Raw genomic sequence first — 13,077 nt, 5'->3', positions numbered from 1 at the left:
CGTGCCCTGAAGCCCCAGCCTGAACACCCTCAGCAGCACGTCTTCGCCCGGCACGTACCAGTCCCGCTCCGGCGCCCGGCGGAAGCCCAGCGACTCACAAAGGGCGTGGGCGCGTTCCATAACGTCGCACTGGTCATGTTGATCGTCTCGATGCCCGGCAGGTGCCGGACATGCTCCATGATCCCGCGCACCACAGCCCGGCCCACGCCGCAGCCCTGGACCGCGGGGTCCACCGCCAGCATCCGTAACTCCAGCTCCCCGTCCGTGGCGATCTCGCTGTACGGCTGCCCGGAGAACGTCAGCGTCACCTACGCCACCACCCTCCCGGCAGCCTCCGTCACCCACACCTGCGCACGCTCGGCGCGGTGCTCCACGTCCTCCAGCTCGCTCATGTACGGATGGTCGGCAGGGAAGTGCCCGGCCCGCAGGTAGGCGTGGCGGGTAATGCGCCTGACCTCCGGAAAGTCCGACGGCCTCGCCCCGCCTCAGCGCAACACTCACCGCGCACCCTCGGACACAGCGGTCCACTCGATATAATTGTTCAACTGTGCAAAATCCGGCTTCAAGGACGGATCGCCCACAGCGCCGCCGCCGACCGCGTTGGCCACCTCTAGTGCACGGACGTAGTCAGGCCGGTCCGCAGCGCCAAAACCAGGGCCGCGCAGATCCGGAGCTGTGGGCGGAGGACATAACGGAGTAGGGTCGCACGGCAAGAAAGCCCCGTCCTCCTTAGGTTCCGTGCAAAAAAGCCGGGCCGTCCCCAAGAGTCCTAGGCGGGTGGAAGCGGCGAAGTAGCTGCTGATACCCAACACTCGGCAGATTCCGTGGCCAGTGCGACCGGGGCCGGACCCAGAGCGTACTGGTGGGACTGCATTTGATGCAGCTGATGTGAGGGCCTGCATAGAGCCGGTATACCGGGCGGGACAGACTAACTCATTGCAAGATCCGCTGGCTGTCGGTAAAGCCAGTAAGTGATTGGCGTGGATACGCTTCCCCGGAAAAGCATCACAATCGAACTCGTAGAGTCTGCGCGGGTAGGGCTAGCCGGAAAGGCTTCTCGTATGTCGAAGCTGAACTGAGGAGCTCACATTTTGAACTATGATTCGTTTTCTGGCGGTCGCCGTTAAGGTTGGCACGTAAGTGGGATCAGCCAGAAAGCTAGTGTGGAAGCTTTTTGACTTGGGAGAATTGTGCAACAGCGAAAAATCATTAACCCTACGGACGTCTATCAAGAAGTTAAGGACTATTGGGGCGGTGAGTTAAGCCCTGAACTTATCGAGTTCATAATACAGGCGGAAGACGAACATCTTCTGATCGCCCAAGAGAGATGGCCGCTGATCGATGTCGTAAGCGACGGGAAGATGTTGAACACAGACCGCTTCGGTCTCCGGCCAGTGATAGCACCAGATTTTCGAGGTGACGTAACCCGAGACGTCCGCAAGGCCGCGCTGCTCTCCCTCCATTGCGACGAGCTCGTTCTAGATGCCAACTTACTTTATCCATTTGGTGATCCCGAGGAGCACCTGAATGCCCATGGAGACGATTGGTCCTTACCCGATCAAGAAATGCCGTCGTCTCCAAATCGGGATCTTATTGCTAAGACACTGTTGGCTTTGTATCACTTGCGACCACTAATTGAAGTCGGCGCCATATCTTTCGGCCACCTCCGCCTAAAACAGACGATGGAGGATGTGTTCCGAGCTACCTACCCAGTTGTAGCCGAGTTGGCCAGGACATTGCCGTCTGGAAAAGAGGCCGGCGACATCTATAGGCTGGGAATTGAGGCTCAAATGGCGGTCATGAGTACTTTTGGCCTCGTTACTGATCGGCAGGGAACGCCTACCTCGAGTTCTCCAATTGAGTGGCAGATGTGGCAGCGCCTTTCGAAAGAATTTGCTCGATCCAAGGAGACAAGTACGTTACAAACTCTTGCTCAGCTGCCCCTACCAACGTTGTCTTCGAAAATTTCCGAGATACTGGCAATTAGATCGGACTCCGCAGCGTTGGGGAAGTGGAGAACTGCACTGGCAAACGTGCTGGAAGAAGCTGGAAAGGTCGAGGGGCAGCCGGATCAAGTCTCGCGTGCGGGTGCCATCGTGTCTGGGCGATTGGTAGGTGAACTGAAGAGGCTTGAAGTGTCGCTGGACTCCTCTCCTGCCATACGGTCAATGAGGGGCGCCGTGCTGCCTACCTTGCTAGCCGCAATTCCAACAATTCCCACCGTATCATCGCCACTTTTGGTCGGAGGAATACTTGCAGGCTCGGGCGCAATTGGAGTTATCGACGAGTACCTCAAGGGTCAATCTGCTCGTCGCGGTAATAGGGCGATGCTAGATTTGGCAGTTCACCTGGGCTCTATGGGGTGACAAGTTCGAAGGGCTAGGTGACGCAACACCTCCAGCTGAAACGTTGCAGGAGCACCTCCTCGCCACGCGCTACCTTTCCCTTTGGCAGCGCCGGTAAAGCGAGAGATAGATGTTGTGGGCGTTCTCCATGTACGGATGCTGATCCGCTCGATGCCGGATAGTCGGCGGCATGCTCTTTGCGCTAGGCACTTCGCCTGAACCGCGCCGATTCAGCTAGCCGGACGAGGGATTTGCGGACCCTTGCTGCTGATCCGCGTACCGGTGCCGGGGACGTGCGCTCTGACATATTCCCGCGTGGCTTGTAGAAATACCGATTCTTGTCGGCGGCGTTTAGGGGCGGACCGGGCTGGCCGCCTCGTTTCCGGGCACTGTTGTCCATGGGCTGGCCGTCCACGACGTCACGTAAAGATCAGCAAGCCTTTGAAAGGGGTTTCTCCAGCAGCGCCGCCCAGCAAAAGATCGCCGCGTTCGACTGCTTCCCACCCGGTCACCCTGCGCAGCACCATCGCCTACGTCCGCGACCACCCCGCCGTCATCAAAATGGTCCAGGAGGGCAAGGTGGACCTCAAACCGTTCATCACCGGCCGGATCGCGCTGGAGGACCTGTGGAGCAGGGCTTCGACACCCTGATCCACCACAAGGACACGGCGGTGAAGGCGCTGGTGCACCCGTAGGGGCTGTGGGCGATCGTCAAGGCAGCGGGTGCCGTTCGCCCACGCTGACGGAGGACGACGGCGGCAGGTACTCTCGCCGTCGTCGTTCCATCCGTTGCTGCTGGCCCGGTGACGGAATCCTGGCACGCTTGGCACGGTTGCACCTGGCACAGACTGCAACAAAGTTCTGCAGGCTGGTGGAACCGCCCTTGGACCACGGGTAAAAGTGGTCGCCGTGCTCCGCCGGGCGTCCACAGCGCCGCCCGAAGCCGGCCAGCTCGCACAGGCCGGCGGCCCGGGTCATGCCTTCACGACGCTGCTGGCGCGTGAAACGGCGCAGCGGATCCCGGCGGCGGACGTCCCTGCCGGTGATGACTGCGGCGGCAATGCCCAGGACGACGGTGGCCACGCCCGGGAGCGCAACCGCGGCAACGACGTTCTCCACCATGCCGCGCAGAACCCCTGCGGCGGCGGACGGCCCCGCTCCGACAGCCGGTGGTGCCTTCGAGCTGAGCGCCGACACCACCGCGACAGCGAGCCAAACCATCACCGCTGAGTACGCGAGGCGAAGCCCCTGCCGGGTCCAGTAGATGCGGCCGAGTTCCGGCATTGATTACCCCCAATTTTCAGTTCGCCGGAAGCCCGTGGCCCCGGATGTCCAGGGAATCCTATAGGCCGGACGCAGATCGCTGACCCAGGTTTAGCTCAGTTTTTGCTGACCTTCCGCGCGACACTTTTGCGGGATGAAAACAACGTGGCTCCCGGCCCCGGCATCGAGGCCACAGCCGGTCACCCTGCTGTCCACCCCCGTGTCGAATAGACGCACGTCAGTAGCAGGTGCAAGGGTGGACGCGTGAATGCCGACATCAACTTCTATTTCGACCCGGTCTGCCCTTTCGCCTGGATGACAAGCAAGTGGGTGCGGCAGGTGCAGGCGCAGCGCGACTACACCGTGGACTGGCGGTTCATTTCGTTGCGTCTGATCAACGCCCACGTTGACTACGACGCGCAGTTCCCGCCTGAGTACGAGGCCGGACACACGGCCGGGCTCCGGCTCCTGAGGGTGGCGGCCCGGGCACGTGCGGAGCATGGCCGCGAGTCGATCGCCCGGCTGTACGAGGTGTTCGGGACCCACATCTTCGAAGCTGCCCCGGACACGGCTGGCCAGCGCAGCGAGGCCGAGGTGCGTGAGGAACGGGGGACGCGTGAGTTCGTGGAGCCGGTCCTGGCCCAGGCCGGCCTGCCCCCGGAGCTTGCGGAGGCGCTCGACGACGACTCCTGGGACTGCGAGATCCGGCAGGAGACGGATGAGGCGCTGGGGCTCACGGGCAAGGACGTGGGCACGCCCATCATCCACTTCGAACCGCCCGCCGGCGTGGCCTTCTTCGGGCCGGTGATCAGCCGGCTGCCGGACGACCAGTCGGCCGCCGAGCTGTGGGACCACGTGGTGGGGCTGGCACGGTTCCCTGGTTTCGCGGAGCTCAAGCGAAGCCTGCGCGAGCAGCCGCAGCTTCCGGCCCTCGGGGTTAGCTCCGGTGCAGTCGGTGAGCAGGAGGACTGGCACGGCGGCAGCCGGCGGCAGAAGAAGTGACCGTCTGTAAGGATGGACCCATGAATCAGAACAGCATCCGCCACCACCAGGAATCGGTCACCGTCAAGGCATCAGCCGAGGCGCTGTACGACCTGGTCTCCGACGTCACCCGCACCGGTGAGTGGAGCCCGGTCTGTACGTCCTGCTGGTGGGACGACCAGGACAGCGCCGGCCAGCCCGGCGCCTGGTTCACCGGCCGTAACGAGCTCCCGGACCGGTCCTGGGAGACCAGGTCGCAGGTGGTGGCTGCCGAGCGCGGCCGCGAGTTCGCCTGGGTGGTGGGCGGCAGGTTTGTCCGCTGGGGCTTCGCCCTCACGCCGGCAGACGACGGAACCATCCTGAGCGAGTCTTGGGAATTCCTGCCGGAGGGCATAGCCATGTTCGAGGAGAAGTTTGGTGATGGGGCTGACGCCCAGATCGCCGACCGCACCCGGCAGGCGCTGGACGGCATTCCGAAAACTCTCGCAGCAATCAAGCGGATCGCCGAGTCCATCGCTGCAAATGAGGAAGTCAGGTCCTAGGGCTGGAACTGCTGCATCACCGAAAGGGACGCAGCCGCGTGCAACAATGACGCCATGACCCACGAGCAGCATCAGTCCGCCGTGCCGGAACCGGACAGCACCGACCTTCCCGCCTTCGAAGCCGCCTACCAGGCCGCCCAAAAAGGCCTGGCCGAGGGCGGCATCCCCATCGGGGCGGCGCTCGCCAGGGACGGCGTGGTGATTGCCAGCGGGCACAACGAACGCGTCCAACAGGACGACCCGATCGCACACGGAGAAATGTCCGCGCTCCGCGCCGCCGGCCGGCAGAGGAGCTACCGGGACACCACGCTCTACACCACCCTGGCCCCGTGTGCCATGTGCGCCGGGACCATCATCCAGTTCAAGATCCCCCGCGTGGTGGTGGGCGAAGCACGCACGTTCGACGGCGAGCTGGAACTCCTGCGGTCACGCGGGGTGGAGGTGGTGGTTCTGGATGATCAGCGCTGCGTGGACATGATGCGCACCTTCCAGACCGAGAACCCCGGCCTGTGGGCGGAGGACATCGCTGAGTAGCCCGGTCCTGCGTGCGGTGACGCTGCGCTGATGCGACTCAGGGGCGGACGGGTGTGGCCGCCTCTTTTCCCACCACCGTTGTCCACGGCCGGGCGGTCCACGACGTCACCACGCCGGCGGTGACGTACGGATCGGCGGCTGCAAAAGCCCTTGCCTCCTCCAGTGCGTCCTCGCCTGTGAAGATCAGCAACCCGCTGAAGGGCCCTTCCCCAACGGCCCCGCCCAGCAGAAGCTTGCCGCGTTCCACTGCTTCCCACGCCGCCCTGAGGTGGTCCGAGCGGTATTTTTCGCGGGTCTGAAGATAGTTGTCCTCATAGGTGTACTCGAGCACGGCGTGCATGGGTGTCCGTCCGTTTCGTTCAGGGGTTTCACTCGTTGTAGAAGTAGCGTACCCACCGGGACTCAACCCGCCGTCGTCCGTTTGCCGGGTGTCTCCCGGGCGTGCGGCAGGATCCGGCACCACCGGGGACCTTCGCCCGTTACCGTCAGTGCTCCGGCCGGGGAGGCTGGATGGTAGGAGAGGAAACAGGGAGGTGGCTGGCATGAGCAGCTGGGACTTGGGAATAGCCGGACTGGCGCTGCTGGCGGCCATGGGGCTGGCCTTTGGCCTGGTGGCGCAGCTGATCGTGGGCTGGCACGTGGTCCGCTGGCTCTGGCTCTATTCGGCCCTGGCCTATTTCGTGGCGGGGATGCTGGTCAGCGAAATCTGGTTCGGCTGGGCCACCGAGGAGGAGCTGCAGCCGAACATTGACGGGTTGTCATTTGACGAAGTGCAGCTGGTGACCCTCGCCGGCCTGATTGCTGCCGTCACCGCACGGCTCGTCCTCCGGCGCAGAGGCCGCACCGGAGGATCCGCCGGGAAACCGGCCGGCTGAAAACCGGACCCCTAGCCGCGGGAGTCCAGGGCGTCGAACTGCTCCTGCCAGAGGGACAGCTCGCGGGCCTTGTAGAGCCTGTGCGACGGGCTCCATTTCGGCCAGATCCCGGACGCGGGCAATGCTTGTGCCGACGGCCGGTCCTGGACGCGGGCGACCTTCGGCGGGGAGGGGGCGCGCGCCACCATCCGTGTGCTGCCCACGGCTGGCCTGGCCAACGCTTTTGGCCGGGTTCCGGGCCCGGCGAGCAGGGGCTTCAGGTCCATCGCCCAGAGAATCAGCTTGCAGCCCGTCCAGACGATGCCGCACAGGACCATCGCGGCGAACAGGACGGCAATCCACAACAGCAGCCCGATCGCGGAGAAAATTACCACCATGGTCCATTTTACGGACGTGGCCGCCGTTAAGGGGAGGGCCAAACCACCTGCCTAAGAGAGGACGCCGGCCTCCACGAGTTGGAGGGTGAACACCCGCAGCGCCCAGGACCTCCGTACACTGGGCGTCATGGTCTCCCGTATCAGCGAACTGGTCCTCAACTGCGCCAATCCGGAACTCCTGGCAGGGTTCTGGAACGATGTCCTCGGCTATGTCGAGCTCGGCCGGGAGGACGGTGCCATCGAGATCGGCCCGCCGGACGCCGGGTTCGGCGGCCTGCAGCCCACCATCATCCTGAGCCCGAGCAGCAATCCGCGGACCGGTCGCCTCCCCCTGCACATCGACGTCAACCCCGTCGACCGGGACCAGGACGCCGAGCTGGAACGCCTGCTTGCCCTCGGGGCCCGCCCGGCCGACGTCGGGCAGGCAGGCGACGAGCCATGGCACGTCCTGGCCGACCCTGAGGGCAACGAGTTCTGCCTCCTGCGCAAGCGGCTTGATGCCTGATCCGGCCCGGAGCTAGGCCGGCAACCCTTCAGCAGTTTGAGCCGGTTCAGGCTCCGAGCCGGTCCGCCAGCTCCGGAATGCTCGACGCCGAGAGGTCCCAGTCGCTCTCCGGCGTCAGATCCGCAGCCTGGCCGGGGCCGTGTTCGGTGGGGCGGGCGATGAACGCAGTCGCCAGACCGGCCTCCCGGGCAGCACGCAGGTCGTTGTTGTGGGCGGCCACGAGCATCACGGCACCCGGTCTGAGGTCCAGGAACTCCGCAGTCCGAAGGTAGGCCGCGGGCAGCGGCTTGTAGGTGCGCGTCATGTCCGAGCCGATGATCACGTCCCATGGAAGGCCGGCGTTTCTGGCCATGTCCAGTAACAGCGAGGTGTTGCCATTGGAGAGGGGACCCACTATGTAGCTGCGGCGCACGGCGGCCAGGCCTTCCACGCTGTCCGGCCATGGGGGCAGACGGTGCCAGGACGTGTTCAACTCCTCCAGGGTTCCTGCGTCCAGCCGGTCCGGATCGAAGCCGTGGTGGCGGAGCACCTGGTCCAGGTTTTCGCGGTGGAGTGTGTCCAGGGTGGCGAATTCGCGGGATCCGGTGCGGATCGCCTCCATTGCCGGCTGGTAGAGTGCGCGCCAGTCATCGGCGAACGCCTCGGCGTCGAGATCCTGTCCAACTGTTGCGGCGAAGGCGGCCGCTTGCCGGGCGACGCCGGTGCGCCAGTCCACCACCGTGCCGAAGGTGTCGAAGAGGACGGCGCGCACCCCGCACCCGGTTGACGGTGAACGGTATGGCTGGAACGTCATATCCTCTCTCCTTCCCAAGCTTCCCTGACCGCTAGTCTGGCAGTATGCGCACTGATTTCGATCCCGCAACCATGTCCGCCGGTGATTTCTACCGGCTGCTCACCGCGGTGGTGGTGCCCCGGCCCATCGCCTGGGTATCGAGCGTCTCGCCGGAAAGCGTTGACAACCTGGCCCCGCACTCGTTCTTCACCGTGGCCTCCACGAATCCGCCCATCGTGCAGTTCACCTCGGTGGGGGAGAAGGATTCGCTCCGCAACATCACCGAGTCCAAAGAATTCGTGGTGAACCTCGCCCCGGCAGCGCTGCTGGAGGAGGTCAACGCCACCGGCACCAATTTTCCGCCCGATGTCAGTGAGTTTGACGCCGCCGGCCTCACCCGGGAGCCGAGCCTCACCGTGGCTGCGCCGCGGGTCAAGGAATCGCTGGCGGTGCTCGAATGCCGCCTCCATTCCGTGCTGCCGATGGGGGACTCCACGCTGGTTTTCGGCGAAGTGACGCACGCAGCGGTGAGTGACGAGGTGCTGGAGGGAAGCCACCCTCGGATTGACCTGCTGGAGCCGCTGTCCCGGCTGGGGCTGGACGAGTGGGGCACGCAGAGTACCGTCCAGGAACTCAAACGGATCCGGCTCAAGGACTGGCCGGGGCCGTTCCGCCCGAAGGCCTGAGACCGGCGGAAGCCAGGCCGCGTCAAGAGCCGCGTAAAGAAAGGGAAGGGATGCCCTGCCACGCAGGGCATCCCTTCCCTTTCAGATGGACGGTGATCAGCCGAGGCCCAACTGGACGAACACGAACCACACGAGGAGCGGCACCACGCCGATCATTGCGATGGCCCAGAGCAGCAGCGCCCGGAAGAACATCCGCTCGTCCTTGGGCTGGGCGCTCGCCATCAGCAGGGCGCCGCTGGTGGACATCGGGCTCACGTCGACCACGGAGGAGCTGATGGCGATGGCCGTCACTACCCCGATGGGCGTGAGTAACGGATCCATGGCGATGGGTGCGACCACCGGGCTGATGACGCCGAGGGTGCCGGTGGTGGAGGCGAAGGCCGAGACGATGGCCACCACATAGCTGGTGATCAGGGCGGCAAGGGAGCTGTTGCCCAGGCCGGCGATGCCTTCCTGCAGTTCCTTCAGCGCCCCCATCTTTTCGAGCATGCCAACGTAGGTGACGATGCCGGTCACCAGGATGATCGCGGACCACGGCATGCTCTCCACTGCCGGCTTCTGCACGTTCGAGTCCAGGACGATCAGCACTGCGGCTATGACCAGCGAAGCGACGCCGACGTCGATGCCCAGGACAGTGGTGAGCACCAGCAGCGAGGCGATGCCCGCCAGGGTGAGGATGCGCATGGGGGTTGCGGCTACCTTCTCGGGGCGGGTCTTGGTTCCGGCGGCCACCACGGTCTGCGCCGGGGCGGTGAGCACAGCCGTCCCGGACCCGGATGGAGCCGAAGCGCTGCTGACAGCGGGAGCGGCAGCGCCGCCGTCGTGCTTTGCATCCCCCGCCTCACCGGCCTGGAGGCGCGTCTCCGCCTTGGCCATGCGGCGCTTCATGATGGCCTGGACCAGGACGTAGGCGATGGCGGCCAGGATGGCATTGAAGACGAAGCAGTAGGCGTAGAGCTTGAAGGAACCGTCTGAGGCTCCGGCGCCGTCCAGCATCTTGTTGGCCAGCACGCCGAAGGGGTTGACCGGGGAGAAGGCGCCGGCATTGGCGCCCTGGACAATGACCAGTCCCATGGCCAGGGTGCTGATGCCGAACCGCATGCCCAGCGCCAGGCCCACCGGGGCCACGATGGCGATGGCGGCAGGGGTGAACGCGCCGGCTGAAGCCAGGGCGGCCGTCAGCAGGAACATCAGGATGGGGACCAGGATCTTCCGGTCGCCGGCGAGCCGTTCAGCCCAGTAGGCCAGCAGGTCGATGGTGCCGTTGATCCGAACAATGGCGAAGAGCAGGGTGGCGCCTACCAGGATGAAGAAGAGCCCGGCGGGGAACTGGCCGATGACGTCCTTGATGGACATGCCTGCAAGGAGGGTGCCGACGCCGAACGCGGCAACGGTGGCCAGCAGGCCGGCATTGATCTTGGTGAAGGAACCGATGGCGAAGGCCGCCACCAGGACCAGGAACGCGATGATTGAAAGAGACATGGTGCCGGCCGCCTAGGAGTTCGCCGGGGTGAGGACGCCGGCGCCGGACAGCAGGCTGCCGGCTCCGGTGATGGCGGGCCGGTGGCCGAGAGCCTTGAGGATCTCGTACGTGGTGGCCGTGGCCGCCGTGATGACCGGCAGTCCGAGCTCGTCCTCCACGGCCTGGACCGCAGCCAGCGACGGCATCTGGACACAGGCGGACAGTACGACGGCGTCCGCGCCTTCGCGCTGCAGGCTGCGGGCAAGCGCGGGCAGGTTCTGCGGGTCAAGGCAGCCGACCTCAAGGTTGTCCGCCACCTCGAGGCTGATGGCGTCCAGCACCGTGATGCCGGAGCCTTCGATGTAGTCCACCACGATCTTGGTGAGCGGCTTCATGTAGGGGGTGATCATGGCCACCTTGCCGGCTCCGATTTCCTGCAGGGTGCGCACCAGGGCGCCGGCGCTGCTGGTGACCGGGGCTGGGTGCCCGTTGCCGGCGGCGGCCTCTGCGATGACTTTCTCCGAGCCCTCGTGGGCTTCGGGGCCCTGGGCCATGACGGCAACGAGGCAGGCGTAGGCGATGACGTCCACGTCCGCGTCGGATACTGCTTCGGCGCAGCCGGCTGCCTTGCCCACCATGGCCAGCAGCTCTTCCCGGGTGACCTTCTTCATGCCGGCGCGGGCCGAGTGGAACGTGTACTTGTGGCCGGTCGCTTCGGCCTGGCGCCGGAACAGTTCAGGCAGTTCGGTCTCCATGGTGGTGTTGGAGCTGGGGACGATCAGTCCCACCCGGCTGGTCCCGGGGCGCTTGGGCTCGGGAGCGGTTTCGCAGGTGATGTCGGGGGTGCTCATGGCTTCTCCACGTCGTTGTGATGGGGATTTTGCGTGCAACCCATAGAGTGGGTTCTGATCCCATGATGTGGGTTGCTCGCGTCTAATGTCAAACGGGTCACATCCCAGGTCCTGCTTCCTGCTCACTAAGCTGGAGGCTGTTCGAGGAAAAGTACTGAAGGGAAATTTGAAGACAGTGGCAACGGAAGCGGGTGCCGGGGCCTCACCCCTGCTGGTCCTGCACAAGGTGGCGGAGATCCTGGATTGTTTTTCGGTGCAGGAGCCGGAGCCCACGCTGCAGCAGATCATCCGGAAGACCGGATTGCCGTCCAGCACCTGCCAGCGCCTGGTGCAGAACATGCTGCGGGAGGGCTTCCTGGACCGCGACGGCGACCGTTACCGGATCGGCATCGGGCTGGTCCGCTGGGCTACCCCCGGGACGTTCGGGCTGGACGTGGTCCGGCTGGTGAAGCCGGTCCTGCAGCAGCTGCGCGATGAGACCGGCGAAACGGCGTGCCTGTACGTCCGCGACGGCGCGTTCCGGACCATCGTTGCCGTGGCCGAGACCCGGCACGTGGTGATGCGCCCGTTCATGGTGGGCATGGTGATGCCGCTGCATGCCGGAGCCCCGGGGAAGATCTTCCTGGCGTTCGACCCCGAGGCCTGGGGCGCCCTGGACGAGCACGGCCTGGACCGCTTTACCCCCGACACGCCGGCCTCCCTGGAGCTCCTGCGGCAGCAGGCGGCGGTGGCGAAGGAGCAGGGGTTCTATGCGGCGTTCGGGGAACGGAACGAGGACGTGGGTTCCATCAGCGCGCCCGTCTTCGACCACGCCGGACGGCTCGCGTGCGCCATCGGCCTGGGATTCCCGACCCAGCGGATCGGGCCTGCCGACGTCGAGCGGCTGGGGCCGGTGGTCGCCCGGGCGGGAATGGAAGCCAGCCGTGCGCTGGGGTATGACAGCAGCCAGGCCACCCCGCTGTAATCCGCCCCATCCAACTAAGTAGCGCTAAGTGTCGTTATGACCCCTGATAACGACACTTAGCGCTACTTAGTTGGGCCGTCGACCCGGACCTCAGCCACCTCAACCGCAACCCCCGCCTCCCGGAACTTCTGCACCTGGGCGGGGTCGGCGCCGTCGTCCGTCACCAGGGTCCAGGGCAAAGCCAGCCGCGCCCACGCGTGGAAGGGCCGGAGCCCGAGCTTGGACGAGTCCGCCAGGACGTAGACTTGCCGGCCGCGCCTGGCCATAAGTTCCTTGAGCCGGGTCTGGGCGTGGTCGGCTTCGCAGATGCCGTCCTCGGCGGTGACGGCGTCGGCGCCCAGGAACACCCGGTCAAAGCTCATCCGCTCCAGCGACGCCTCGGCCAGCGGCCCCACAAAACTTTGCGAAACGCTGCGGAGCCGGCCGCCCAGGCAGTCCACCTCGATGCCCTCGGACTCGGCCAGCTCCTGCAGGGTGTTGATGCCCGGAGTGGTCACGGTCAGCTTCTCGAACCCGCGCAGCTCGTGGGCCAGGGCACCCACGGTGGAGCCGGCGTCGAGCAGGATGTTCTCCCCGGGCCGGATCACAGCCGCCGCCCAGCGGGCGATCGCGTGCTTCTGCTCGAACGCCTCGCCGATGCGCTGCCGCAGCGACGCCTCGGGGTGCGCGCCCAGGGCCATGGCGCCGCCATAGGTGCGGGCCAGCCGGCCCTGCCCGTTCAGCAGCGCCAGGTCCCGGCGGATGGTGGAGGCCGTCACCTCGAACCGGGCGGACAGTTCCTCCACGGACGCCAGGCCGGTGGTCACGGCAAGGTGGTAGATCTCCTCGCGCCGCGCGTTTGCGCTCAGCATTCCCGGTCTCCTTCCCGTGGCAGTGGTACCCATGCTAGTTCCGGCCGCCTGAAACTCCCCGCAGCACCG

General features: G+C 65.4%; 17 protein-coding genes and 1 pseudogene. 10 read left to right on the top strand and 8 right to left on the bottom strand.

What is annotated here, in order from left to right; genetic code table 11:
- Nucleotides 1–29: 29 nt before the first annotated feature.
- Nucleotides 30–242 (bottom strand): GNAT family N-acetyltransferase, encoded by a 213-nt coding sequence (locus GK109_RS22320; protein WP_370460767.1) that lies wholly within the window; start codon nt 240–242, stop codon nt 30–32.
- On the opposite strand from GK109_RS22320, the gene GK109_RS22315 reads away from it, so the two are divergent.
- The 3 genes and pseudogenes from GK109_RS22315 to GK109_RS04645 all read left to right on the top strand — a co-directional run.
- Nucleotides 178–432 (top strand): hypothetical protein, encoded by a 255-nt coding sequence (locus GK109_RS22315; RefSeq protein ID WP_370460798.1) that lies wholly within the window; start codon nt 178–180, stop codon nt 430–432. The genes GK109_RS22320 and GK109_RS22315 overlap by 65 nt on opposite strands.
- A gap of 758 nt (nt 433–1,190) precedes the next feature.
- The gene (locus GK109_RS04650; protein ID WP_157238844.1) at nt 1,191–2,366 is read left to right on the top strand and encodes a hypothetical protein; all 1,176 of its coding nucleotides are present in this window, start codon (nt 1,191–1,193) and stop codon (nt 2,364–2,366) included.
- A 486-nt stretch (nt 2,367–2,852) separates the two neighbouring features.
- Nucleotides 2,853–3,040: pseudogene (locus GK109_RS04645) on the top strand (2,3-butanediol dehydrogenase); the annotation flags it as partial.
- Between the two features lie 16 nt (nt 3,041–3,056).
- Here GK109_RS04645 and GK109_RS04640 read toward each other — a convergent pair.
- A complete protein-coding gene (locus tag GK109_RS04640) occupies nt 3,057–3,629 on the bottom strand; it encodes an HNH endonuclease (protein ID WP_157238843.1) in 573 nt (190 codons plus the stop codon).
- A 243-nt stretch (nt 3,630–3,872) separates the two neighbouring features.
- Here GK109_RS04640 and GK109_RS04635 point away from each other — a divergent pair, with 243 nt between their 5' ends.
- Genes GK109_RS04635 through GK109_RS04625 form a run of 3 tightly spaced genes read left to right on the top strand, consistent with a single transcriptional unit; the run spans nt 3,873 to nt 5,665 of the window.
- Nucleotides 3,873–4,610 carry a hypothetical protein gene (locus GK109_RS04635; protein ID WP_370460400.1) on the top strand — a complete coding sequence of 246 codons (738 nt, stop codon included), beginning with the start codon at nt 3,873–3,875 and terminating at the stop codon, nt 4,608–4,610.
- A gap of 20 nt (nt 4,611–4,630) precedes the next feature.
- Complete coding sequence (locus GK109_RS04630; RefSeq protein ID WP_157238842.1) at nt 4,631–5,131, top strand: SRPBCC family protein; 501 nt, start codon at nt 4,631–4,633, stop codon at nt 5,129–5,131.
- A gap of 54 nt (nt 5,132–5,185) precedes the next feature.
- Complete coding sequence (locus GK109_RS04625) at nt 5,186–5,665, top strand: nucleoside deaminase (RefSeq protein ID WP_157238841.1); 480 nt, start codon at nt 5,186–5,188, stop codon at nt 5,663–5,665.
- Between the two features lie 37 nt (nt 5,666–5,702).
- On the opposite strand, the gene GK109_RS04620 is transcribed toward GK109_RS04625, so the two are convergent.
- Complete coding sequence (locus GK109_RS04620) at nt 5,703–6,005, bottom strand: YciI-like protein (RefSeq protein WP_157238840.1); 303 nt, start codon at nt 6,003–6,005, stop codon at nt 5,703–5,705.
- 202 nt (nt 6,006–6,207) lie between these two features.
- Here GK109_RS04620 and GK109_RS04615 point away from each other — a divergent pair, with 202 nt between their 5' ends.
- Nucleotides 6,208–6,540: a hypothetical protein gene (locus GK109_RS04615; protein ID WP_157238839.1), complete on the top strand. Its 333-nt coding sequence runs from the start codon at nt 6,208–6,210 to the stop codon at nt 6,538–6,540.
- A gap of 11 nt (nt 6,541–6,551) precedes the next feature.
- On the opposite strand, the gene GK109_RS04610 is transcribed toward GK109_RS04615, so the two are convergent.
- Nucleotides 6,552–6,917 (bottom strand): hypothetical protein, encoded by a 366-nt coding sequence (locus tag GK109_RS04610; protein ID WP_157238838.1) that lies wholly within the window; start codon nt 6,915–6,917, stop codon nt 6,552–6,554.
- Nucleotides 6,918–7,044: 127 nt separating this feature from the next.
- Here GK109_RS04610 and GK109_RS04605 point away from each other — a divergent pair, with 127 nt between their 5' ends.
- A complete protein-coding gene (locus GK109_RS04605) occupies nt 7,045–7,422 on the top strand; it encodes a VOC family protein (RefSeq protein ID WP_157238837.1) in 378 nt (125 codons plus the stop codon).
- 46 nt (nt 7,423–7,468) lie between these two features.
- On the opposite strand, the gene GK109_RS04600 is transcribed toward GK109_RS04605, so the two are convergent.
- Nucleotides 7,469–8,215, bottom strand: a complete 747-nt coding sequence (locus GK109_RS04600) for a haloacid dehalogenase type II (protein WP_157238836.1) — start codon at nt 8,213–8,215, stop codon at nt 7,469–7,471.
- Nucleotides 8,216–8,259: 44 nt separating this feature from the next.
- On the opposite strand from GK109_RS04600, the gene GK109_RS04595 reads away from it, so the two are divergent.
- Nucleotides 8,260–8,880, top strand: coding sequence for a flavin reductase family protein (locus GK109_RS04595; protein WP_157238835.1), 621 nt, complete (start codon nt 8,260–8,262; stop codon nt 8,878–8,880).
- Nucleotides 8,881–8,976: 96 nt separating this feature from the next.
- Here GK109_RS04595 and GK109_RS04590 read toward each other — a convergent pair whose 3' ends face one another.
- The gene (locus GK109_RS04590; RefSeq protein ID WP_157238834.1) at nt 8,977–10,362 is read right to left on the bottom strand and encodes an SLC13 family permease; all 1,386 of its coding nucleotides are present in this window, start codon (nt 10,360–10,362) and stop codon (nt 8,977–8,979) included.
- A 12-nt stretch (nt 10,363–10,374) separates the two neighbouring features.
- On the bottom strand, nt 10,375–11,193 hold the full coding sequence (locus GK109_RS04585) for an Asp/Glu racemase (RefSeq protein WP_157238833.1): 819 nt from the start codon (nt 11,191–11,193) through the stop codon (nt 10,375–10,377).
- Between the two features lie 175 nt (nt 11,194–11,368).
- Between GK109_RS04585 and GK109_RS04580 the strand changes: the two genes are divergently transcribed.
- A complete protein-coding gene (locus tag GK109_RS04580; RefSeq protein ID WP_370460399.1) occupies nt 11,369–12,157 on the top strand; it encodes an IclR family transcriptional regulator in 789 nt (262 codons plus the stop codon).
- 62 nt (nt 12,158–12,219) lie between these two features.
- Here GK109_RS04580 and GK109_RS04575 read toward each other — a convergent pair whose 3' ends face one another.
- Nucleotides 12,220–13,008: a DeoR/GlpR family DNA-binding transcription regulator gene (locus GK109_RS04575; RefSeq protein WP_157238831.1), complete on the bottom strand. Its 789-nt coding sequence runs from the start codon at nt 13,006–13,008 to the stop codon at nt 12,220–12,222.
- Nucleotides 13,009–13,077: the final 69 nt, after the last annotated feature.

Source organism: Pseudarthrobacter sp. GA104, assembly GCF_009741265.1.
Taxonomy (GTDB): Bacteria; Actinomycetota; Actinomycetes; order Actinomycetales; family Micrococcaceae; genus Arthrobacter.
Note: the sequence above shows the minus strand (reverse complement) of the source record. Positions and strands in the feature narration are given on the sequence as shown.

Bases quoted from the DNA above. Each gene is read 5' to 3' on its own strand.
- GK109_RS22315 (WP_370460798.1), top strand. From the start codon at position 178: ATGATCCCGCGCACCACAGCCCGGCCCACGCCGCAGCCCTGGACCGCG.
- GK109_RS22320 (WP_370460767.1), bottom strand. From the start codon at position 242: ATGCTGGCGGTGGACCCCGCGGTCCAGGGCTGCGGCGTGGGCCGGGCT.
- GK109_RS04640 (WP_157238843.1), bottom strand. From the start codon at position 3,629: ATGCCGGAACTCGGCCGCATCTACTGGACCCGGCAGGGGCTTCGCCTC.
- GK109_RS04630 (WP_157238842.1), top strand. From the start codon at position 4,631: ATGAATCAGAACAGCATCCGCCACCACCAGGAATCGGTCACCGTCAAG.
- GK109_RS04625 (WP_157238841.1), top strand. From the start codon at position 5,186: ATGACCCACGAGCAGCATCAGTCCGCCGTGCCGGAACCGGACAGCACC.
- GK109_RS04620 (WP_157238840.1), bottom strand. From the start codon at position 6,005: ATGCACGCCGTGCTCGAGTACACCTATGAGGACAACTATCTTCAGACC.
- GK109_RS04615 (WP_157238839.1), top strand. From the start codon at position 6,208: ATGAGCAGCTGGGACTTGGGAATAGCCGGACTGGCGCTGCTGGCGGCC.
- GK109_RS04610 (WP_157238838.1), bottom strand. From the start codon at position 6,917: ATGGTGGTAATTTTCTCCGCGATCGGGCTGCTGTTGTGGATTGCCGTC.
- GK109_RS04605 (WP_157238837.1), top strand. From the start codon at position 7,045: ATGGTCTCCCGTATCAGCGAACTGGTCCTCAACTGCGCCAATCCGGAA.
- GK109_RS04600 (WP_157238836.1), bottom strand. From the start codon at position 8,215: ATGACGTTCCAGCCATACCGTTCACCGTCAACCGGGTGCGGGGTGCGC.
- GK109_RS04595 (WP_157238835.1), top strand. From the start codon at position 8,260: ATGCGCACTGATTTCGATCCCGCAACCATGTCCGCCGGTGATTTCTAC.
- GK109_RS04590 (WP_157238834.1), bottom strand. From the start codon at position 10,362: ATGTCTCTTTCAATCATCGCGTTCCTGGTCCTGGTGGCGGCCTTCGCC.
- GK109_RS04585 (WP_157238833.1), bottom strand. From the start codon at position 11,193: ATGAGCACCCCCGACATCACCTGCGAAACCGCTCCCGAGCCCAAGCGC.
- GK109_RS04575 (WP_157238831.1), bottom strand. From the start codon at position 13,008: ATGCTGAGCGCAAACGCGCGGCGCGAGGAGATCTACCACCTTGCCGTG.